Raw genomic sequence first — 22529 nt, forward strand, 5'->3', positions numbered from 1 at the left:
AGGTCTATCAGCCAATCGTTATAGCCCCGGCCTCGCCATAAGAAAAATTCTTATTTCTTATCCTCTGAATTACTTTGCCTAATGAGTGGAAACCCCTAGTTTTAGCGGGTTTTCAGGCCCGCCCAAGACCTTATATTGCTGCCCGCATCCAGGCCGGGCGCGGCGCGGCGTCCAGCCAGTTCTTCACGATCAACCCTAGTTCGGTATCCCCGGATATCCGCAGGCGCCGTTGAAAGAACAGGGTATCGGCATCGGTGTCGCCGCGCGCCATGCCGATCAGGTCCGCCAAAACCGCGCCCAGCTCCAGGTCGGCCGGCGCGCGGGTCCAGGCCGGGCGGAATGCGCCGCCTTGCACCGAGAAGCCGGCACGCAGGCCCAGGTCCTCGATGGTGATGGCAAAAGTACGGCCGTCCAGTTCGGCGGGTGGCGCCAGCCACTTGACGCGACGCGCCAGTTCCAGCCCCGCCGCCATGTGCAACGACGCCAGCGGCGCCGGCACGCGGCGCCCCAACGCCGCCAGAAAGGCCGGAATGTGCGCGGGCGCCGTCATGCCGTGGCCTCCAGCAGTTCGATGCCCGAGCGGCCGTGGTAATAGCCGTTGCATCGCCCCATGCCGGCCGGTGGCAGCACCGTGCCCGCGGGTTGGCCATGGCGTATGGCATCCAGCGCGGCAATGGCCTCGTGCGTGCCGGCCGACTGCGGGTTGACGCGCAAGACGTCGACGCCCATCCGCGCCAGCTCGCTGGCCTGCGCCAGCAGATCCAGGCACGCGGCGGACTGCACCTGGATGCCGTTGATGCTGAGAAATTCACGCGATTCACGCGTGCGCATGTCCAGGCCATCGGGATGCTCAATGCAGCGAAAGCCACACTCGTCTTTCTTCAAGCGAAAATGCCTCGCGGTAAAGCAGCGCGCCGAGAACGCCAGCGCCATGCGACCCCACACCAGCGTTTCGGCGGCCAGCCCGACGGGCCGCTCTTGCAGCAGCCGCGCCAACGTTTCGCCGTCCATCTCCAGCGGCGCCACAAAACGCATGGCGCCCTGCTGCGCCAGCCATTGCAGCGTGCCGCCGTGATACGCGTTCACGTGCGGCCCCGCCACAAAAGGTCGCCCGGCCAGATGCCGCACCGCGCCCAGCTCGCCCGCTTCGATCATGAAGTCGTCCTGCGCGCACAGCTTCTTCAAGGCGCTGGCTTCCGCGCCCGTCTCGATCAAGGTGCGGCCCGACAGCACCACCGTCTTGCCTGCGGCGCGCAGGTCGTGCGCCAGGTCGCGCCAGTCGTCGGCGCGCAATTCATGGCGGCGGCTACAGACGGTTTCGCCCACATAAAGAATGTCAGCCGGGCCGTCGGCCAAGGCGGCGTAGAAGTCCAGCGTGTCGCGCCGAGTCCAGTAGTACAGCAGCGGCCCGACAGATATTTGATATTGCTTGGGGTTCATTTCCATGGCCGTTCAAATGCGCCTTGTGTGACTTGGGATCCTTCCGCGTGGCGCGCCAGCAAGGCGTTCCACTTGGCCAGCGGGGCAAAGCGCGCGGGGTCGGCCTGCGCACTGTCCAGCGCGGCGCGCAGTGTGGCGACCACTTGCGCCACATAGGCCGGGCTGCGCTGGCGACCCTCGATCTTGATGGCGCGCACGCCCATCTGCGCCAGGCGCGGCAACAGGCCGATGGCGTTCAGGCTGGTGGGTTCTTCCAGCGCATGATCGTCGCGGCCATCAACTTGAAACCGCCCCTTGCACAGCGTGGGGTACGCGGCCGGTTCGCCGGGTTCGTAGCGGTCGATCAAAATGCCCGACAAGCGTGCGTCCATGCGGCCGTTCGCTTCCGCCCAGCGCACTGCGTGGGCGGGCGAGCACACGCCCTTGTTGTTGGGGGAATCGCCCGTGGCGTACGACGACAGCAGACAGCGGCCCTCGGCCATCACGCACAGGCTGCCAAAGCCGAACACTTCGACTTCGACGCTGACGTTGGCGCAGATGCGCGCCACTTCCGACAAGGTCAGCACGCGCGGCAACACCACGCGGCGGATGCCGAATTGTTCCTTCATCAGTTCGATGGCGTCGGCGTGCGTGGCCGACCCTTGCACCGACAGGTGCAGGCGCAGGTCGGGGTAGCGATCACTGGCATAGGCCAACAGGCCGGGGTCGGCCATGATGACGGCGTCGGCGCCCAAGGCGTGCGCGGCATCCACCGCCGCGTGCCACTCGGCCGCCCTGCCCGCCTGCACAAAGGTGTTGATGGCGAACAGCACCTGGCGTCCGCGCCGATGCGCAAGCTCGACGCCGAGGCGTATGTCGTTTTCAGAGAAATTCAGCCCGGCGAAGTTGCGGGCGTTGGTGGCGTTGCGCAGGCCGAGATAGACGGTATCGGCGCCGGCATCCAATGCGGCGGTCAGCGCCGCAAGGCTACCGGCCGGCGCCACCAGTTCCAGGGGATGGGAAGAGGTTTCCATGCCCGGCAGTCTAGAGTCCGGCGCGCACGCGGGCCTTGTCGCAAATCAAACTTGGCCCGGCTGGGCAGGCCCCGGGGCGCATCCCCGAGGCACCGCCCCGCGCGCGCCGCCGGCTTACATGGGCGCTTGCCCATCCGGTGCAATCTTGCGCACCACGTAGCCCATCGGTATCCAGCGGTTCTTGCCGGCCACCATCGATACGGTTTCGGTGGCGGGCATATTGAGGAACTTGGTGGAAAAAATCACGTTCACGTATTGCCCTTGCGGCAGGTCGGCCGGGTCGGACACGCGCACCACCTGTAGCCACTCGCGCTTCGTGTGGCGGCCGACTTCATTGCGCAACTGGCTCAGGTATTCGGACCAGCCCTGCTTGTCCACGCTCTTTTTCATGATGTCGCTGCTGGCGCTCCACATCTTGTCCGTGGCGCCGCTATCCGACATCGACGCCCATTGCTGGGCCGCCGTCACCGCGCTGTCCAGCGACGGATCGGCCGCTAGCGCCGGCGCCGCCAGCAACAGGGCGCCGCTGAAGAGGCCGACGCGCAAGGCGCGAGAAATCAGAGTTTGTTGTTGCATAAATCCTCACTGTGAAAAGATAAACACCGCATTGGCACAAGCACTGCACAAGCCCACCGGCTTGCCGGAAAATCGTTCCGGCAAGCCGACGTTCCCTTACCACTGATAGCCCGCTCCGATCACCGCGCCATACGTACCGCGCGTGTTGGTGGAGCCGGACAGCTTGTAGACCCAATTGCCGCTGGCCGACACGGTGGACAAGCCCATCGCAAAGCCCTGCTGCCCGTCGTACGTGCTGCCGGCGATGGAGAACATGCCCCGGCCCGGCGCGTAGGCTTGCGCCAGACCCGCCACCGCCAACGCCGTGGCCGTGCCGCCCGCCGCATCGCGGCGATAGCGATCGACGTCGCTGCGCAGGTTCTGGAACTTGCCGTCGGTGTAGGCGTTGGACTGCTGCACCGCGCCGCCCAGCCCGGCGTTCAACTGCTGCACGTTGACGGCGTCGTTGTTGTCGACGCCATCGGCCACGTTGCTGAGCGTGACCGGTGCCCCGCCGTTGCCCAGCGTGACGCGCGAGTAGTCAACCGCGCCCGTGCCCGGCGTGGTGGCGTACTGCACCGAGCCCTGCTTGGCCGCGTCCAGCTGCTGCACGTTGACCGCGTCCGTCTGCGCCGTGCCGGCCGCCACGTTGGTCACCTGGCGTTCCTTGCCGGCCGCCCCGACGGACACGACGTTGGCACGTCCGCCGTCGGTACTGCCCGCCCCCAGCGCCACCGAGTTGGCGCCACGCGCTTCGGCGCCGTTGCCCAACGCGGTGCTACCGTCACCCGAGGCGACGGCGCCCGCGCCGGCCGCTGTGGCATCCGCGCCGGTGGCCGTGGGCGCCGGTGTGGCGCTGGCCTGGTTCACCTGGAACATGCCGCTGCCGCCTTGCGTCAAGCCGCTATTGACGGTGGCGATCTGCTGGTCGGTGTACAGGTTGGCCTGCGTCACCGCGCCATCAAGCTGCCGCAGGTTCACGGCGTCAGTAGCGTTTTGCGCGTCGGCCACGTTGCTGACGGTGCGTTCCGCGCCCGCCGTGCCCACGGACACCGTGCCAGCGATGGTGTTGGACACGCCCGAGTACTTGCCGGTGTAGGCCGGCGCCGCGCCCATGTCGGCCACCGCATCGGCGCCCAGCGCCACGTCGCCCGCTTGCAAGGCCTGCGCGCCAGTGCCCAGCGCCACGGTGTTATCCCCGGCGGCGCTGGCGGAACCACCCAGCGCCACGCTGCGATCACCCGCGGCGCTCGCCGAGGCGCCCAAGGCCAACGACTGCGAGCCCCCGGCCAGGGCCGACGAGCCCAAGGCCACGGCCGAGTCCAGCGCGGATCGTGCCGAGGAACCGATGGCAATGCCGTTGGTGGCAGTGCTGTCCACTTCCGCCGCCAGCCCAATGCCGATGCCCGAGTCCCCGTTGACCACCGCTTCGGGTCCGACGGCGATGGCGTCCGTGCCCACCGACAACGAATCCACCAACGTGCTGTTGGCGTGGAAGTACTGGGTGCCCGTCACTGCGACCGACGCGATGGCTCCTTGCAGTTGGCGCACCGTCACGGCGTCCTGCGCTTGTGTTCCATCGGCCACGTTGATGACCTGGCGCAGCATGCCTGGCGCGCCCACCGAGAACGCCCCCGGCGCCACGGCGCGTGTCGCGGCGCGCGTCACGGCGGCCCGATCCGAGATAGAACCTTCGCCTATGGCAATTCCGCCATCCACAGTGACTTGCGTGTTGGCGCCCAAGGCCAGGCTGCCCGCGCCGTCCGCCTGGGCGTTGTAGCCGATGGCGGTCGAGCCCTGTCCCCTTGCAAACGCGTTGCTCGGTGTCATCCCGGTGTCATTGGTGCGCTCGTAACGAACGCCCTGACCGTTGGTGGTCGGGTCAACCGTGCCCGCAAAGTTGTTTACGGTCGTGGTCAACTCCGACATCGCTTCGTTCGTGGCGAACAGCTGCGCTCCGTTCACGGCATCCCAACTGGTTGCGCTGAGCACGCCCGGCGCCACGCTGGTGATGATGCTGGGTCCGCCGATGCTGCCGTGCGCGGCCGTGTAGGCGCCCACGCCCCCGTTGGACGACGGGTCCCACATCAAGGCGTCGGTATTCACCTGCGCCAGACGCGTATTCACGGTTTGCAGCTGGCGTACGTTGACGGCATCGGTCAGGTCGCTGCCCGGCGCCACGTTGGTCAGCTTGCGCAGGTTGCCCGGCGAGCCCACCGAGACTTCGCCCGCCGAGCTGATCGTGCCCGCCAGGCCAAAGGCCACATACGCGTTCTGCGCGCCCATCGACACCACCGAGCCCTGGCCCAAGGCCACGTTGGCGCCGGTCAAGCCGGCATTGATGGTCGCCCCCTGGCCCAGCACCGTGGATTTGGCCACGCCGTTGTCGGTAGCCTGGTTACCCAGCACGACAGATGCCGCACCCGTTGCCAGCGCGCCAAAGCCGCCCGCCGCGCTGTTGGCGCCTGCTGCCAACGGTTGCGCGGTGGTGACCGACGCATCCGCCACAAACGGCCCCGACTTGCCGCTGCTGATGTTCGACACGGTGGCATCCAGCCCACCGATTGCGTTGCCCAACGTCGTGTAGGTATTGCCCTGCACGGTATAGGTGGGCGCACTGATCGAACCAGTGACGGGGTCATAGACCGATCCGCCGCCCAGGCCGGTGGCCACGCTGGTGGCCAGCGTGTTCAAGCCCGCTGTCGCCGCGTTCGACACGCCCGTCAGTTGCCCGACGTTGACCGCATCAGTTGCCGCGCTGCCCGCTGCAAGATTCGTGATCTTGCGTTCGGCACCTGCCGAGCCAAGGGACACTTCACCGCTGGAGCTTTGGGGTGCCGACAAGCCAATCGCGGTGTAGCCGGTTTCAGCACCGATCGTTGCGGTTGAGCCTTGACCCAACGCCACGTTAGAACCCGTCAGGCCCGCCGTGATCGATGCGCCTTGACCCAGGACGGTTGAACCGGCCACGGCATTATCCGTCGCAGAGTTACCCAAGACGGTCGACGCGGCGCCGCTTGCTGAAGCCCCGAAGCCACCCGCCGACGCATCAGCGCCGGACGCCACGGCTTGCGCCGTCGTCACGCTGTTGTCCGACACAAAGGGGCCAACGTTGCCGCTGCTCAGGCCCGCAACTGCGGAGTCCAGGCCGGTGACCGCGGAGTCCAAACCGCCGATGGCACTGCCCAAATTGGAGTACGTATTGCCTTGCACGCTGTAGGCCGGCGCGGTAACCGTGCCGGTCGTCGGATCGAATGCCGATCCGCCGCCCAGGTTGGATGCCACGCTCGTGCCCAGCGTATTCAGGCCCGATGTTGCCGCGTTCGACACACCCGTCAGTTGCCCGACGTTCACGGCGTCGGTGGCTGCGCTGCCCGCTGCAAGATTGGTGATCTTGCGTTCGGCGCCCGCCGAGCCAAGGGACACTTCACCGCTGGAGCTTTGGGGTGCCGTCAGTCCGATTGCGGTGTAGCCGGTTTCGGCACCTATCGTTGCCGTTGAGCCTTGACCCAACGCCACGTTAGAACCCGTCAGCCCCGCCGCAACCGACGCGCCTTGACCGAGCACAGTGGAATCCGCCACCGCGTTATCCGTCGCGGAATTGCCCAGGACCGTCGACGCGGCGCCCGTTGCCGAAGCCCCGAAGCCACCCGCCGACGCATCGGCGCCCGACGCGACGGCTTGCGTCGTCGTCACGCTGTTGTCCGACACAAAAGGCCCGATGTTGCCGCTGCTCAGGCCGGCAACTGCGGAGTCAAGACCGGAGACCGCTGAGTCCAGGCCAGCCACTGCCGAGTCCAGACCGGTGACCGCCGAGTCCAAACCGGTGACTGCCGAATCCAGCCCGCCAATGGCGCCGCCCAGGTTGGAGTACGTATTGCCTTGCACGCCGTAGCTTGGCGCGGTAACCGTGCCGGTCGTCGGATCGAATGCCGATCCACCGCCCAAGTTGGACGCCACGCTCGTGCCCAGCGTATTCAAACCAGACGTCGCCGCGTTCGACACGCCCGTCAGTTGCCCGACGTTGACCGCATCGGTGGCCGCGCTGCCCGCTGCAAGATTGGTGATCTTGCGTTCGGCGCCCGCCGAGCCAAGGGACACTTCACCGCTGGAGCTTTGGGGTGCCGTCAGTCCGATTGCGGTGTAGCCGGTTTCGGCACCTATCGTTGCCGTTGAGCCTTGACCCAACGCCACGTTAGAACCCGTCAGCCCCGCCGTGATCGACGCGCCTTGGCCCAGGACAGTGGAATCCGCCACCGCGTTATCCGTCGCGGAATTGCCCAGGACCGTCGACGCGGCGCCCGTTGCCGAAGCCCCGAAGCCACCCGCCGACGCGTCGGCGCCCGACGCCACGGCTTGCGTCGTCGTCACGCTGTTGTCCGACACAAACGGCCCGATGTTGCCGCTGCTCAGGCCGGCAACTGCGGAGTCAAGACCGGAGACCGCTGAGTCCAGGCCAGCCACTGCCGAGTCCAGGCCGGAGACTGCCGAATCCAGCCCGGTGACTGCCGAGTCCAGCCCGCCAATGGCGCCGCCCAGGTTGGAATACGAATTGCCTTGGACGCCGTAGCTGGGAGTGGTAACCGTGCCGGTCGTCGGATCGAATGCCGATCCACCGCCCAGGTTGGACGCCACGCTAGTGCCCAGCGTATTCAGGCCCGATGTTGCCGCGTTCGACACACCCGTCAGTTGCCCGACGTTGACGGCGTCGGTGGCTGCGCTGCCCGCTGCAAGATTGGTGATCTTGCGTTCGGCGCCCACCGAACCCAGCGACACTTCACCGCTGGAGCTTTGTGCTGCCGACAAGCCAATCGCGGTGTAGCCGGTTCCGACCCAATCGTTGCCGTTGAGCCTTGACCCAACGCCACGTTAGAACCCGTCAGCCCCGCCGTGATCGACGCACCTTGGCCCAGGACAGTCGAATCCGCGACCGCGTTATCCGTCGCGGAATTGCCCAAGACCGTCGACGCGGCGCCCGTCGCCGAAGCCCCGAAGCCACCCGCCGACGCATCAGCGCCCGACGCGATGGCTTGCGTCGTCGTCACGCTGTTGTCCGACACAAAAGGCCCGATGTTGCCGCTGCTCAGGCCGGCAACTGCCGAGTCCAGGCCGGAGACCGCTGAGTCCAAACCGGAAACCGCAGAGTCCAGGCCAGCCACAGCCGAGTCCAGACCGGTGACTGCCGAATCCAACCCGCCAATGGCGCCGCCCAGATTGGAGTACGAATTGCCTTGGACGCCGTAGCTTGGCGCGGTAACCGTGCCGGTCGTCGGATCGAATGCCGATCCACCGCCCAGGTTGGACGCCACGCTAGTGCCCAGCGTATTCAAGCCCGAGGTCGCCGCGTTGGACACGCCCGTCAGTTGCCCGACGTTCACGGCATCGGTGGCTGCGCTGCCCGCTGCAAGATTGGTGATCTTGCGTTCGGCGCCCACCGAACCCAGCGACACTTCACCGCTGGAGCTTTGTGCTGCCGACAAGCCAATCGCGGTGTAGCCGGTTTCCGACCCAATCGTTGCCGTTGAGCCTTGACCCAACGCCACGTTAGAACCCGTCAGCCCCGCCGTGATCGACGCACCTTGGCCCAGGACAGTGGAATCCGCCACCGCGTTATCCGTCGCGGAATTGCCCAAGACCGTCGACGCGGCGCCCGTTGCCGAAGCCCCGAAGCCACCCGCCGACGCATCGGCGCCCGACGCGACGGCTTGCGTCGTCGTCACGCTGTTGTCCGACACAAAAGGCCCGATGTTGCCGCTGCTCAGGCCGGCAACTGCGGAGTCAAGACCGGAGACCGCTGAGTCCAGGCCGGAGACCGCTGAGTCCAAACCGGAAACCGCAGAGTCCAGGCCAGCCACTGCCGAGTCCAGACCGGTGACTGCCGAATCCAGCCCGCCAATGGCGCCGCCCAGGTTGGAGTACGTATTGCCTTGCACGCCGTAGCTGGGCGCGGTAACCGTGCCGGTAGTCGGATCGAACGCCGATCCGCCACCCAGGTTGGATGCCACGCTCGTGCCCAGCGTATTCAGGCCCGATGTTGCCGCGTTCGACACACCCGTCAGTTGACCGACGTTCACGGCATCGGTTGCCGCACTACCCGCTGCAACATTGGTGATCTTGCGTTCGGCACCCGCCGAACCCAGCGACACTTCACCGCTGGAGCTTTGTGCTGCCGTCAGCCCGATGGCGGTGTAGCCGGTTTCAGATCCAACCGCGGCCGTCGAGCCTTGACCCAACGCCACGTTAGAACCCGTCAGCCCCGCCGCAACCGACGCGCCTTGACCGAGCACAGTGGAATCCGCCACCGCGTTATCCGTCGCCGAGTTACCGACGACCGTCGACGCCGCCCCCGTTGCCGAAGCGCCGAAGCCGCCCGCCACCGCATCGGCACCGGAGGCGACCGGCTGCAATGCCGTCACGCTGTCGTCCGACACGAATGGGCCGGTGCTGCCGCTGCTGATGCCGCTTACCGCGGAATCCAGCTGGCTCAGCGCGTCGCCCACGCTGTTGTAGGTGCCGCCCTGGATGCCGAAGCTGGGCGGCGCGACCTGGCCGGTGGCCGGGTTATAGGTGGACCCGCCGCCCAGGCCCGTCGCCACGCTGGCGCCCAGGTTGGACGCCGCGCCGCTCAGTTGCGCCACGTTGACGGCGTCGGTCGGCGCCTTGCCGGCCGCCAGGTTGGTGACCTTGCGCTGGATGGTGCTGGATCCCACCGACACCTCGCCATCGGAATCTTGCGCGGTGGACAAGCCGAACGCCGAGTAGCCGGTCTGCGAACCGGTGGCCGCGCTGGAGTCCTGCCCCAGCGCCACGTTCGAACCCGACACGCCCGTGGCGATGTGCGCGCCCTGCCCCAGTACCGTCGAGCCGGCGACCGCATTGTCGGTGGCTTCGTTGCCGACCACCGTGGACGCCGCGCCGGTTGCCGATGCACCGAAGCCGCCGGCGCTGCTGTTCGCGCCCGACGCCACCGCCTGCGTGGTGGTGACGCTGTTGTCGGACACGAACGGCCCCGTATCGCCCGTCAGCAAGCTGCTGATAGCCGCGTCCGTGCCCGCGAACGCCGCGCCCACATTGGCGTAGGACGTGCCCTGCACGGTGTAGCTGGGCGCGCTGACCGTGCCGGCCGCGCTGCTGTAGGTCGCCCCCCCGCCCAAGCCCGTTGCCAGGCTCGTGCCCAGGTTGGACGCGGCGCCGCTCAGCTGCGCCACGTTGACGGCGTCGTTCAGCGCGCTGCCGGCCGCCACGTTGCTGATCTTGCGGCGGTTGGCCGACGTGCCCACCGAGACTTCGCCGGCCGACGTCTGCGTGGCCGACAAGCCGAACGCGGTGTAGCCGGTTTGCGACCCCGTGCTGGCGTTGGCGTTCTGCCCCAGCGCCACGTTCGAGCCGGACAAGCCGGCCGTAACGCGCGCGCCTTGCCCGATCACCGTGGAATTGGCCACGGCGTTGTCGGTGGCCTGGTTGCCCACCACGGTCGATGCTCCGCCCGTGGCCGATGACCCAAAGCCCCCTGCGCTGCTGTTCGCCGCCGAGGCCACCGCCTGCGTCGCGGTCACGCTGTTGTCCGAGACGAACGGACCGGTTTTACCCGTCGCCAGATTGGTCAGGGCGGTGTTGGCACCCGTCAACGCCGCGCCCACGTTGGCGTAGGACGTGCCTTGAATCGTGTAGCCGGGCGCACTGACCGTGCCGGCCGCGCTGCTGTAGGCGGCCCCCCCGCCCAGGCTCGTGGCCAGGCTGGTGCCCAGGTTGGATGCCGCACCCGTCAATTGGCCGACGTTCACCGCGTCCGTCGCCGCGCTGCCAGCCGCTACGTTGGTGATTTTGCGACGGCTGGCGCCTGTGCCTACCGACATCTCACCACCCGAGGTCTGCGTCGCCGCCAAGCCAAAGGCGGTGTAGCCGGTCTGCGAACCCACTGTGGCCGACGCCCCCTGGCCCACCGCCACGTTGGAACCCGACAGGCCCGAGGCGACCAAAGCGCCTTGCCCGATCACGGTGGAATTGGCCACCGCGTTATCGGTGGCCAGATTGCCCACCACCGTCGATGCCGCACCGGTCGCCGACGAGCCAAAGCCGCCCGCGCTGCTGTTCGCGGCAGAGGCCACGGCTTGCGTCGTGGTCGCGCTGTTGTCCGAGACGAACGGCCCCGTGTCGCCCGACACCAGGTTGGTGATGGCCGTGTTGGCCCCCGTCAATGCCGCGCCCACGTTCGTGTATGCCGTGCCCTGCACCGTGTAGCTGGGCGCGCTGACCGTGCCCGCCGTGCTGTTGTAGGTGGCGCCACCGCCCAGGCCGGTGGCCAGGCTGCTGCCTACGTTGGACGCCGCGCCGCTCAGCTGACCCACGTTCACGGCGTCGGTCAGTGCGCTGCCGGCCGCCACGTTGGTGATTTTGCGACGGCTGCCGGCCGTGCCCACCGACACTTCACCGGCGGAGCTCTGCGCCGCCGCCAGGCCGAACGAGGAATAACCGGCTTGCGACCCGATCGTCGCCGTCGAACCTTGACCAAGCACCACGTTCTTGCCCGTCAAGCCCGCCGTGACCGACGCCCCCTGGCCCAGGACGGCGGAGTTGGCAACTGCGTTATCGCTCGATTGGTTGCCTACCACGGTGGATGCCGCGCCGGTAGCCGACGCGCCGAAACCGCCCGCGGCCGCGCCCGCGCCCGAGGACACCGCCTGCACCGTGGTCACGCTGCTGTCGGATACAAAGGGGCCGATCTTGCCCGTCGCCAGGTTCGTCACCGCCGTGTTAAGCCCGCCTATCGCGGTGCCCACGTTGGTGTAGGACGTGCCTTGCACGCTGTAGGTTGGCGTGCCGATGGTGCCGGTAGCCGCCGTGTAGGTCGCGCCGCCGCCCAGGTTGGTGGCAACGCTGGTGCCCACGTTGTTCATGCCCGAGTTGGCCGCGCTGGTCACCGCCGTCATCTGCCGCACGGTGACGGCGTCCGTCAGATCGGAGCCATCCGCCAGGTTCTTGATCTGGCGCTTGCCGGTGGCCGTGCCGACAGAAATGGCGCCCACGCCCATATTCGACGTGTTGTCGAAGGCGATACCCGCGATCGGCCCCGCCGTGCTGGGCGACACCACACCGCTGGTCTGTATGTTGGTCGAGCCCACCGCGTTCGTGCCCAGTGCAACGCCGCCCGGCACGGTCGATGTCGCGCCCGCGCCCAGCGCTATGGATGCGATACCGGTCGCCTGCGCCCCGACACCCATGGCGATGGCGTTGCCCGCCCCCGCCGTGGCCGTCTTGCCGAACGCCATGTCGTTCAGCCCGGTGGCCGCGGCGCTGGCGCCCACGGCCACCGCGTCCGTACCGGTCGCGCCCGAGTTGGCGCGCGTATTGCTGCCCGCGCCGGTCGCCGTGGAGTTGGCGTTGAAATAGTTGGTGGGGGTCGGTGCCGACGAGGACACCTGCTGCGCCACCGCGTACAGCTGCGAACCGTTGACCGCGTCGGTGCTGGTGGCGCTGAGCAAGCCGGCGGACACGTTCTGGATGCGGCGCGTGGTGTTGCCGTCAATCCCGACGCTGACCACGCCCGTGGGCACGAGTTGGCCGCCCAGGTAGGTGTACGTGTTGCCGCCGATCGTGCTGCTGGCATACGCGTTCATGCCGGACGTAAACGCCGTCGAGATACTGGTGGTGGTGGTGTTGCTGCCCAGCGCCACCGAGTTGGCGATGTTGGTCGTCGCCAGATAGCCAAGCGCCACGGTCCGGTCCACCGACACGTTGTTGCCGGCCAGGTGCCCGCCCGCCATGTTGTAGTTGCCGCTGACGTTCTGGCCGGCGCTTCTGCCGATGGCCGTGTTGAACGAGCCCGCCGCCAACGTGCCCGCTTGCGCGCCGATGGCGGTGTTGTTGCCCACGCTGGTGTTCAGCCCGCTGCCCGCCAGATAGCCGATAAACGTGTCTTGCGTCGCCTTGGCTACGGACAGGTCGCCGATGGCGATGGACGACGATCCCGCCGCATTGGCTTCAGGGCCAATAGACACGGATCGGGACCCGCCCGCGCTGGTCAGATAGCCCAGCGCCACTGCGTTCACGCCAGCGGTGGTGCTTTGATAGCCGATGGCAATGGCCTGCCCCGACGACGCCTTGGCCTGGTAACCCAGGGCAATGGTGCTGCCCGCCGTGGCCAGGGAGCCGGAGCCGATGGCGATGGACGCCAGGCCGGTCGCCGTGTTCAGGTCGCCAATGGCGACGGCGCCTTGGCCAGTGGCCGGGTTGGTGTTGCCGATAGCGACCGCGCCGCGCCCGGCGGCCACAGAAGAAAAGCCCGCGCCGAAAGCGCCATTGCCGCCGTTGGCCTGCGAAGTGGATCCCAGCGCGATCGATCCCGGTGTCAGGGCCGTATTGCCGTTACCCACGGCCAGCGAGCCGTCCGCCGCCGCGTTATTGTCCGCGCCTACCGCCACCGCGCCCGTGCCCGTCGCGGTGTTGGGATCACCGATTGCCACCGCGCCGTCGCCCGTTGCGGTTTGTTGGCGCCCGATGGCCACCGCCCCGCCCAGGGCAGTGGCACTGTTGGCCGCCGTGCCGGACGAGCCAATCGCCACGTTTTGCCCCGTGCCGCTGGCCCGCGACCCATCGCCCACCGCGATGCCAAACGCGCCCAGTGTCTGCGCATTGCGGCCGATGGCGATGCCCGACGTGGCGAGGCTGGTCACCGACGATTGCCCGCCAATCGCGATGCCGTTGATGGCGGCCGAAGAGGCGCCCGTCGTCGCGTTGGCGCCCAACGCGACCGCACCGGCCGCGGTGGCGCGCGCCCCGTTGCCGGCCGCCAGCGAACTGCCGCCGCTGGCCAGCGCGTTGTTGCCCAGCGCCGTGTCGTTGATGGGGCCGCCCACCGTTGCGCCGGCCACCGCGCTGGACCCGATGGCCAACGAGTTCTGGTTCAAGGCTTGCGCGTTGACGCCGATCCCGATCGATCCGATACCGCCTGATGCCGCTGACGCACCCAGCGCCACCGCGCCCGTGGCCGTGGCTGTGGACGACACGCCGATGGCCACGGCATTAGCCGCGGACGTGCTGGACAATTGGCCCAAGGCGACGGTGCTGTTGCCGGCGGCTGTGGTGTTCAGTCCAAGCGCCACGGCACCCGTGGCAAGCGCTGAAGCGCCCGTGCCCACCGCCACCGAGCTGTTGCCAGACGCGGTTGACCCTTGCCCCACGGCGGTTGCGCCCGTGTTGGACGCGGTCGAGGAAGCACCCACCGCCACGGTATTGTTGGCGCCGGCGTTGGAGTCGGAACCGAACGCAGACGAATTGATGCCGGTGGCCGTCGACTTCGAGCCTACGCCCGTCGCGTTATTGCCGGTCACCGAGGAATTACGGCCCACCGCGATGGAGCTCGCCCCTGTGGCCAGGGACCCATCGCCGATTGCCACGCTGACGTTCGTCGCCGTTGCCCCCCCGCCGCCGCCGATCGCGATGGAGTTCGCGTCGACCGCGGCCGGTGAAATGCCGCCGGTGGTGATCGGGTTGATGATGATGCCTTGGATGGCGGTACCCGCCCAGACCGTCCCTCCCATTGCCGCCGCAAGTATCAATGGCGCCGCGATGCCGCCCGCCCTGCGCAACGCGGCTTGCCGCGCACCTCGATTGGACTTTCCACGGGATTTCGTCAATTCCGACACGACGACCCACGCACCTGTCACACGGTTCCAAACGAGGCTATAGATTTTATTCACGGCCAATCTCCATTGACGAATTTCGCGATTCGCCAGCAGTAAATGCGACGCTGATTCTTCTAGTAGGAATCAGAGGATTTTTCCCAGCAAATTCAGACATTTCTGTCACGAATCCTAGTGAAAGGAATTAATCCGACTTGTGTTTTGTCGCTAGCGCGTGAAACCTCTTATAAATTCCGTCTGAATAATCAGATGGCAAAAACGAATTGCTAAAAAAATAGCCGCGCGCAAATGATTCGCCACACACCCATTCAACGGTGGGCGGCAAGGGAGACAACATCGGGAGAGGGTTATGCCGCCTGACAATACCAACGGGTGGGCATGGCGGAAAGATGAAAAAACGGACGCAGTATCCGGCGATACCGAAACGGATTCGGTATGCCAGATGCCTGAAATCTTATTTATATGAATTGACAGAAATCCGGGTATTTCCGTCGTACTAATATTGAATTCGGTCTTAGATTCAATATTTCATGCCCGTCATTGTTTAATGACGCAGCCGTCATTCTTCTTCGGAATACAGGCCGTGTTCCACCGCATAGACGGCCACCTGCACCCGGCTGGTCAGGTTCAATTTCTTCAGCACGTTCTGCACATGGATCTTCACCGTGCTTTCGCTTACGTCCAGTTCGCGCGCGATGACTTTATTGCTGGCGCCGCGCGCCAGGCATTGCACGATCTGCGTCTCGCGGGCGGTCAGGCGGTGGCGTTCGGCCGTGCCCTTGCCTTGCGCCGCCTGGGCCGCCTGCGTGGCCTGGCCACGGAATTGGTCCACCAGCTTGGCCGTCATGCTCTCGGCTATCACCGATTCGCCCCTGGCTGCGCGCCGGATGGCCGATGTCAGCACGTCGGCGTCGATGTTCTTGACCAGATAGCCGCGCGCCCCGTCGCGCAAGGCCTGGCCCAGTTCATCGGCTTCTTCCGACACGGTCAGGATGATGACCGCGCAAGACGGCAGATCCTGCGTCAGCAGTTGCAGCGTTTCAAGGCCGGACAAGCCGGGCAGGTTCAAGTCCAGCAGTATCACATCGGGCTGCAATTCCTTGGCGCGCTTGATCCCCTCCACGCCGTCGCCCGCTTCGGCCACCACTTCAAAGTCGGGCTGGCGTTGCAGCAGCAGGCGCACGCCGGAACGGAACAGGGTGTGGTCATCGACAAGCAGGATACGGATGGGCATGGTCAATAAAGGTCAGGCGGCCTGGCGCTCGTTGCCAGGCAAAGTCAGCATGACGCGCGTACCGGCGCCGGGCTGCGATTCGAGTTTTATCAGGGCGCGCATGCGGGCCGCGCGCTCTTGCATGATGTGCAGGCCCACGTGCGCGTCGCCGCGCGCCGCCACATCGGCGGGGTCGAAGCCCTGGCCGTTATCGACGATGTGCAGGCTGAAGTCGCGGTCGTTGCCCACCGTGACGTCTACGCGGCTGGCCTCGGAATGCTTGCGCACGTTAGACAGGGCTTCTTGCAGAATGAACAGGACTTGCAGTTGCTGGTCAGGCGGCAACGGCGCGCCTTCGCCCCGATCAAACCGCAGCGTGATGTCGATGGCCGTCTGGCGCCGAAAACGCTCCACGGTGCTTTCGATAGCGGCTTGCAAGTCGCCCTGGCCCAATTTGGTGCGGAAGTTGTTCAGCAGTTCGCGCACGTCCTGATAGCTTTCGTCAACGCCGGTGCGCAGCAGCGGCAGAATTTCAGCCACCTCGTCTTCGTCGCCGCGCTTGACGGCCGCGTCCAGCATCTGCAATTGCAGGTTCAGGAAATTCAGCCCTTGCGCCAGGCTGTCGTGCAAGCCTTGCGCGACAAGCCCACGTTCCTGAACCACGGCCAGTTGCCGGGCCTGCGCGCTAAGGCGGCGGTTATCCAGCGCCACACCCAGATGCTGGCCCAGCGTTTCAAGCAGCTGCGAGTCGGACGGCGCCAGCCGGCGCTGGTGCCGAAAATGCAGCGAGTACGAACCCAGCACTTCGTCGCGCGTCACGATGCGGAACACCGCCACGCTGGCGAAGCCGTCGCGCACGCAGTTCAAGTCCATGTCGGGCGGTGAATGTCGGAAATCCTGGATGACGACGACGCCCGCCTGGCGCGTGGCCACGCCGCAATAGCAGTCGTCCACCTTCATGCAATGTTCGGATTCCACCAGCGCGTCGGACAGGCCCACCGACACCACCAGGTTGAGCTTTTCGTTGTCGGGGTCCAGCGCGCGGATGCTGCCGCCGTCGGCGTCGAACTGCAACATGACGCGGCGCAGGAAGCCGTCGCACATGGCTTCGATGTCGTTGGGCTGATTCAGGAAGGCGGCCATGTCGTACAGCGCGCCGATGTCTCGGTTTTGCGCGGCCAACTGCGCGGTCTTTTGTTCGACGCGCGTTTCCAGGCCGGTGTACAGGTCTTGCAACTGGTCGGCCATGCGGTTGTAGCCGCGCGCCAGGACGCCGAATTCGTCTTCGCTTTCCACGGGCAGCCGCGTGCTGAAATCCCGGTCGGCCATGCGTTGCAGGCCGTCGCGCAGGCGCAGCACCGGGGCGATGATCCACAGGTACAGCAGATAGATCATCGCCAGCGTGCCGGCGCAGGCGATGGCGGCCAGCACGCCTTGCGACAGCCGCAACGCCGTGGTCTTGCCGGCGTTGTCTTGCTCAATCATGCGCACCAGCGTGTCCGCGCGGGTGACGAACTCGGGCAGCGTCTGCAAGTACACGGCCGCGTCCGGTTGCGTCAGCGCGCGCTGGGCAGCGGGCTTCATCACGTCGTGCCAGTAATTGGCCACGTCATGCCATTGCGTGCGGATCGCTTCGTTATTGGGGATGAAAAGCGGGCGCGCCGGGTTGCCGCGCGCCAGGCGGGAAATGGTCTCGTCCATTTCGGCCATCTGTTCCTGGCTGCGCGCCTCGCGGCCTGCTTGCGGCCGCATCAGCTCGACGGCAACGCGGTTGGCGCGCATGCGCAGGCTGCCGGTGTCATTGATGGCGGCGCCCGCGCCTTCCAGCTGCCACGACAGCCACAGCGTCCAGCTGATCATTGACAGCACCACCACCAACGCGGCCACTGAGCTGGCGACGATGCGCGTGGACAGCCGATGCCGGGGCGACGGCAGGCCGTCGGAGCCGACATCCGGCGCAGCGGTGCGGGCGCTGGAGGCAGCGCTGGCGGTGGCGCCACGGTCGGTGCGGGTGGCGGTACCGGCGGTGGACGGAGAAGTCGTCATGGTGATCGGATCAGGGCGATGCGGGACGTGCGGTGCGGGACTTGCGGTGCGGGACTTTCAATGCCGGACTTGCGATGCAGTGCTGGCGGTCGTTGCGATGCGTGCAATGCCCGCCGTGCGTCCCGCGCGGTGCCTAGTGTATTCGCCTTCAGGGCAGGCCCAGTTGGTCGCAGATGAATTGCACGACCCGCGCGGGGTCGTTCAGCGGCAGGCATGGCAAGGCGGTGTCCAGCGCGGCGTCAGTCACAACGGCCAGGAAACTGCCGTCCTCCCCATGCAGTGCAGGCTTGCCCAGGGCGGGCCGATAAACTTCCAGGCGGGCAATCGCAGCCTGTTTGAAACCTTCGACCAGCACCAGGTCGGCGGGCGACAGCCGCGCCAATTGCTCGTCCAGGCTGGGTTCGGGCGCGTCGCGCAATTCATGCACGATGGCGTAGCGGTACGGCGAGGCCACCATCACCTCCTGCGCGCCCGCCAGCCGAAAGCGCGCGCTGTCCTTGCCAGGCGGTTCCATCTGAAAGTCGTGATGGCTGTGCTTGATGACGTTCACGCGCAGGCCGCGCGCCGCCAATAGCGGCAGCATCGCTTCGATAAGCGTGGTCTTGCCGCTGCCGGACCGGCCGGCGATACCGAAAACTGGGCTCATGCATGCTCCGAAAACAAGGGACAGACAATGGGTAGAAACGCGTCTGCCCGGGGCGAGTATGCCAGCAATGCCCCGGCCACCAGATCGAAATACCAGCCGTGCAGCGTCAGGCTGCCCGCCGCCACGGCGCGCCGCACGAATGGCAGGTCGTCAAGGTTGCGCAGCGAAATCAGGATGGACGCCTGCTCGCACGCGCGCCGCCGTTCGGCGTCGGTCGCGGCCGGCATCTGGCGCAACACGCGGTCGCGGGCCGGTTCGGCGATGTCCATCCACCGTTCCAGGTAATCGGTTTCGCCATCGCTGCGGGTGCGCTGTTCCATCAGCGCGCGGATGCCGCCGCAATGCGCATGGCCCAGCACGATGATCCGGCTGACCCGCAGTTGCTCGACCGCGAATTGAATCGCCGCCAGCACGCCTTGCAGGCCACGATCCGCGCTGGCCGGCGGCACCAGGTTGGCCACGTTGCGCACGGCGAAGATGTCGCCGGGGTCGCAGCCCAGCAACATGGCCGGGTCCACGCGGGAATCGCAGCATCCGATCAGCAAGGTGCTGGGGTGCTGGCCATCGCGCAGGTGGCGGTACAGCGCGGGTGCGTCCTCGTAATACTGTTGTTGAAAACGTTGGAAGCCGTCGATGAATCGTTCGATGTCGCGCATGATTTTTCCTCGTCCTTCAGCCGCCCTTCAGCCGCCCGTCTGCGCCATGAAGCGCACGATGCGTTCCGGCTGGGCCAGGAAGTCGTGGCGTTCCGGTTTGGCGGCGATGCCGGCCAGGATGGCGCGCGTCAGCTCGGCGTCGCTGGCCCCGGCGCGCAGCATGCGGCCCAGGGGCACCTGGTCTTCCTGGCCCAGGCACAGGTACAAGGTGCCGTCCACGCCCAGGCGGACACGGTTGCAGGCCGCGCAGAAATGGCGCGACATGGGGGTGATGACGCCCAGCACCGGCGCGCCATGGCCGGCGGTCCAGTACCGGGCGGGGCCGGAGCCGGCGCCGAAGCCCAAACCGAAACCCGACCCGAAACCCGAGCCCGCGTGCGTGCCTGTGCCTTGCCCCAACGGCCGGTCCGCTACCGGCATCGCCGGCACCATCCCCGCCTCGGCGGCCAGCGTGGCGCCCAGCGCATTCAAGTCCGTATGCCGCATGCCTTGCCCGCACGTGCCCATCGGCATGGGTTCGATCAGGCGTAGTACGAAGCCCTGCGAGATGGCGTAGTCCAACAACCGCCGCACGTCCGCGTGCGGCGTTGCCGCGTGCACGACGCTATTGAGCTTGATGGGCGCAAAGCCCGCGTCGCGCGCAGCGGCAAGGCCGGCCAGCACGTCCGCCAGACAATCGCGCCCCGTGATCTGCTTGAAGGCCTCTGCGTCCAACGTATCCAGGCTGACGTTCAGCCGCGTCACGCCCGCCGCGCGCAGCGCCCGCGCATGGCGCGCCAGCCGCGTGCCGTTGGTGGATACCGACAGGTCGGTCACGCCAGGCATGGCGGCGACCACGCCGGCCAGATCCGCCACGCCCCGACGCAGCAGCGGCTCGCCGCCCGTCAGCCGCACCTTGCCTACGCCCAGCGCCACAAACAGGCCGATCACCCGCGCCATTTCGGCATGCGTCAGCCAGTTGGCGGGCGTTTCAAAGCCCTTGAAATCCTTGGGCAGGCAGTAGCTGCAACGCAGGTCGCAGCGATCCGTGACGGACACGCGCAGGTAATCGATGCGTCGGCCGTAGCCGTCGGTCAGCGTGCAAAAGTCGCGGGCGGCGGCGGGGTCGTCCATTACCGCAGGGTCGCCCATCACGCGGCCCTCCCGCCCACCACGCGATCCGCCTCGCTGCCTTGCAGGTCTATGCCCTGCACGTCCGCCTGATCCACCAGCAGCTTGGTGTATTGCCGCCAGGCGGTGTCCTGGCTCATGGCCGACAGCGACGCCGCGATCTGCTGCGCGACGTGTTCGTAGGGCAGCATGCGCCCTTCGATGCGGCGCGTCACCCGCACGATGTGCAGCCCGTGCCGCGTTTGCAGCAGCTGCGGCAACAGCCCGCCAGACGGCAGCGCGAACACCGCGCGTTCAAACTCGGGCACGGTATCGCCCCGGCCCAATTGGCCCAGACTGCCGCCCACGGCGGCCGACGGGCAGTTGGACTGCTCGCGCGCCACCTGGGCAAAGCTTGACGGATCGGCCAGCAAATCTTGCAGCACCACGTTGGCATGGGCGCGCAGCATGTCCAGGTTGACGTCGGGCGTCACCTGGAAAAGGATGTGGTCGGCTTCGACCAGCTCGCCCACCATGAAGCGCTGCGGATTGGCATGATAGAAGCGCCGGCAGGCGGCGTCGTCCGCCACCGGCGCGGCGGCCTGGCGGGCAAGCAAGGCGGTGATGATGGCGTCTTCGTTGTCACCGATGGCGCTGTCGTTGGCGCCGTTGTTGTCGGCGTCCTGGTTGCCGACGCTGCCCACGCCCAGGCGCAGCGCCTCGTCCAGCAACACCCGCCGCAAGACCAGCGCCGTGATGGCGTGGCGCATCGGGTTGCCGGCGTCGGCGTGCAAAGGCAGTTCACGTTCCAGATCGGCGTCGTTCAGTTCGACGCCATTGACGATGACAGGCATGTTGGGCTCCTGGTTCAAACGGTTTCAGCGTGGGCGCACCAGTTGCCAGGCGCGGCCCAGATAGCCCAGCGAGGCAAAGCCGCTCCAGACGTGGACCAAGCGGGTGAACGGGAAAATCACGAACAGCGTCAGCCCCATGAATAGATGCGCCTTGAACAGCAGCGGCACACCCGCGATATGGCTGGCGGCGTCGCCCTGGAACGTCACGATGTGCTGCGCCCACGTCATCAGCCGCACCATCATGTCGCCGTCCATGTGGCCGGCGGACAGCACGATGGTCGACAGCCCCAGCAGCAAGGTCACCAGTATCCAAAGCAGCAGCAGCTTGTCGCCCGGGCGCGTCGTGCGCGCGATGCGGGGATCGGTCAGGCGGCGATGGATCAGGATCAACAGGCCGATCAGGCACAGCCCGCCCATCACGCCGCCAGCCACCATGGCCACCGTCTGCTTGAGCGTGTGGCTTACGCCCAGCGTGTCCCACACCACCACCGGCGTCAGCAGGCCGGCCAGATGGCCGAAGAACAAGCCCAGGATGCCGACGTGGAAAAGGATATTGCCCAGCCGAAGCTGGCCGCGATGCAGCAGCTGCGAGCTGTCGGTCTTCCAGGTGTATTGCTCGCGCTCGAAACGGGCCAGGCTGCCCAGCAGGAAGACGGTCAGCGCAATGTAGGGATAAATACCGAAAAGGAATTGATTCAGGGAATTCATGATGCGTCGTCCTGAGCACGAATGGGGGGGTTGGCGCGGGGATAGAAGCGCACGGCTTGCGCGGCATCGCCCGCGAACGGCCGCAGCAGCGGTTCCACGCCGTCCGCGCTGACGCCGAACGTGTCCATGGCTTCGTCCATGTCGCGCACGGGCGCGTCGGTCTGCTCGCGCGGCACCACCCGGGCCGCCGCGCGCAGCACCTGGAAGATTCCCGCGTACGGGCTGTCGCCGCGCGCCAGCCGCGCACCGATGGCGGCCAGCACGTGGATGGCCTCGTCCAACAGGTCTTGCGCGTCGGCCGGGTCGATCACGCCCAGAAATTCCAGGAACAGCGGCACGTGGTCGGGCAGCTCGGACACGACCGGCTCAAAGCCGTGCTGCCGGTACGTATCCAGCAGGTCGACCATGGCCTGACCCCGGTCACGGCTTTCGCCATGCACGTGTTCGAACAGGTGCAGCGAATGCGAGCGGTTGCGGTCGAAGGTGGCAACGTAGTTTTCCTGCACGGTGATCAGGTCATTGGTTGCCAGATAGGCGACCAGCGGTTGCAAGGCTTCTTCGGCGTCGGGGTCGTCGGCCAACGCGGCCTCGACCTCGCCCAGCGCGTCCAGCAGATCGGGCTCGGGGTAGCTGAGCAAGGCGGAAAGCAAGCGGTAGTGCGTCATGG

Annotated in this window: 14 protein-coding genes; all 14 read right to left on the reverse strand. The window is 66.9% G+C overall.

Going from position 1 to position 22529, the window contains the following annotated elements; genetic code table 11:
• Positions 1-130: 130 nt before the first annotated feature.
• The 14 genes from KYT87_RS15405 to narJ all read right to left on the reverse strand — a co-directional run bounded on the left by KYT87_RS15405 (position 131) and on the right by narJ (position 22527).
• Positions 131-550: an SCP2 domain-containing protein gene (locus tag KYT87_RS15405; RefSeq protein ID WP_046806717.1), complete on the reverse strand. Its 420-nt coding sequence runs from the start codon at positions 548-550 to the stop codon at positions 131-133.
• Complete coding sequence (locus tag KYT87_RS15410; RefSeq protein WP_046806744.1) at positions 547-1440, reverse strand: U32 family peptidase; 894 nt, start codon at positions 1438-1440, stop codon at positions 547-549. The genes KYT87_RS15405 and KYT87_RS15410 overlap by 4 nt, the downstream gene beginning before the upstream one ends.
• A complete protein-coding gene (locus KYT87_RS15415) occupies positions 1437-2453 on the reverse strand; it encodes a peptidase U32 family protein (protein ID WP_219990270.1) in 1017 nt (338 codons plus the stop codon). Before KYT87_RS15415 ends, KYT87_RS15410 begins: the two co-directional genes overlap by 4 nt.
• Positions 2454-2567: 114 nt before the next feature.
• Complete coding sequence (locus KYT87_RS15420; protein ID WP_104145796.1) at positions 2568-3029, reverse strand: DUF4019 domain-containing protein; 462 nt, start codon at positions 3027-3029, stop codon at positions 2568-2570.
• Between the two features lie 96 nt (positions 3030-3125).
• Complete coding sequence (locus KYT87_RS29825) at positions 3126-7784, reverse strand: YadA-like family protein (RefSeq protein ID WP_370638774.1); 4659 nt, start codon at positions 7782-7784, stop codon at positions 3126-3128.
• Positions 7694-14707 (reverse strand): ESPR-type extended signal peptide-containing protein, encoded by a 7014-nt coding sequence (locus tag KYT87_RS15465; protein WP_219990271.1) that lies wholly within the window; start codon positions 14705-14707, stop codon positions 7694-7696. The genes KYT87_RS29825 and KYT87_RS15465 overlap by 91 nt, the downstream gene beginning before the upstream one ends.
• 502 nt (positions 14708-15209) lie before the next feature.
• Positions 15210-15884, reverse strand: coding sequence for a response regulator transcription factor (locus KYT87_RS15470; protein WP_219990272.1), 675 nt, complete (start codon positions 15882-15884; stop codon positions 15210-15212).
• A gap of 12 nt (positions 15885-15896) precedes the next feature.
• Positions 15897-17909 (reverse strand): type IV pili methyl-accepting chemotaxis transducer N-terminal domain-containing protein, encoded by a 2013-nt coding sequence (locus KYT87_RS15475; RefSeq protein WP_255593181.1) that lies wholly within the window; start codon positions 17907-17909, stop codon positions 15897-15899.
• A gap of 148 nt (positions 17910-18057) precedes the next feature.
• A complete protein-coding gene (gene mobB, locus KYT87_RS15480; RefSeq protein WP_219990273.1) occupies positions 18058-18555 on the reverse strand; it encodes a molybdopterin-guanine dinucleotide biosynthesis protein B in 498 nt (165 codons plus the stop codon).
• Positions 18552-19211, reverse strand: coding sequence for a carbonic anhydrase (locus KYT87_RS15485; protein WP_219990274.1), 660 nt, complete (start codon positions 19209-19211; stop codon positions 18552-18554). The genes mobB and KYT87_RS15485 overlap by 4 nt, the downstream gene beginning before the upstream one ends.
• Before the next feature lie 27 nt (positions 19212-19238).
• Positions 19239-20342 (reverse strand): GTP 3',8-cyclase MoaA, encoded by a 1104-nt coding sequence (locus KYT87_RS15490; protein ID WP_370638775.1) that lies wholly within the window; start codon positions 20340-20342, stop codon positions 19239-19241.
• Entirely contained in the window at positions 20342-21154 is an 813-nt protein-coding gene (locus tag KYT87_RS15495) for a peptidylprolyl isomerase (protein WP_046806741.1), read from the reverse strand. Before KYT87_RS15495 ends, KYT87_RS15490 begins: the two co-directional genes overlap by 1 nt.
• Before the next feature lie 24 nt (positions 21155-21178).
• Positions 21179-21862, reverse strand: a complete 684-nt coding sequence (narI, locus tag KYT87_RS15500; protein WP_104145213.1) for a respiratory nitrate reductase subunit gamma — start codon at positions 21860-21862, stop codon at positions 21179-21181.
• Positions 21859-22527 (reverse strand): nitrate reductase molybdenum cofactor assembly chaperone, encoded by a 669-nt coding sequence (narJ, locus tag KYT87_RS15505; protein WP_046806709.1) that lies wholly within the window; start codon positions 22525-22527, stop codon positions 21859-21861. The genes narI and narJ overlap by 4 nt, the downstream gene beginning before the upstream one ends.
• Between the last annotated feature and the right edge of the window lie 2 nt (positions 22528-22529).

It is taken from the genome of Achromobacter sp. ES-001 (assembly GCF_019448355.1).
GTDB lineage: Bacteria > Pseudomonadota > Gammaproteobacteria > Burkholderiales > Burkholderiaceae_B > Achromobacter > Achromobacter spanius_B.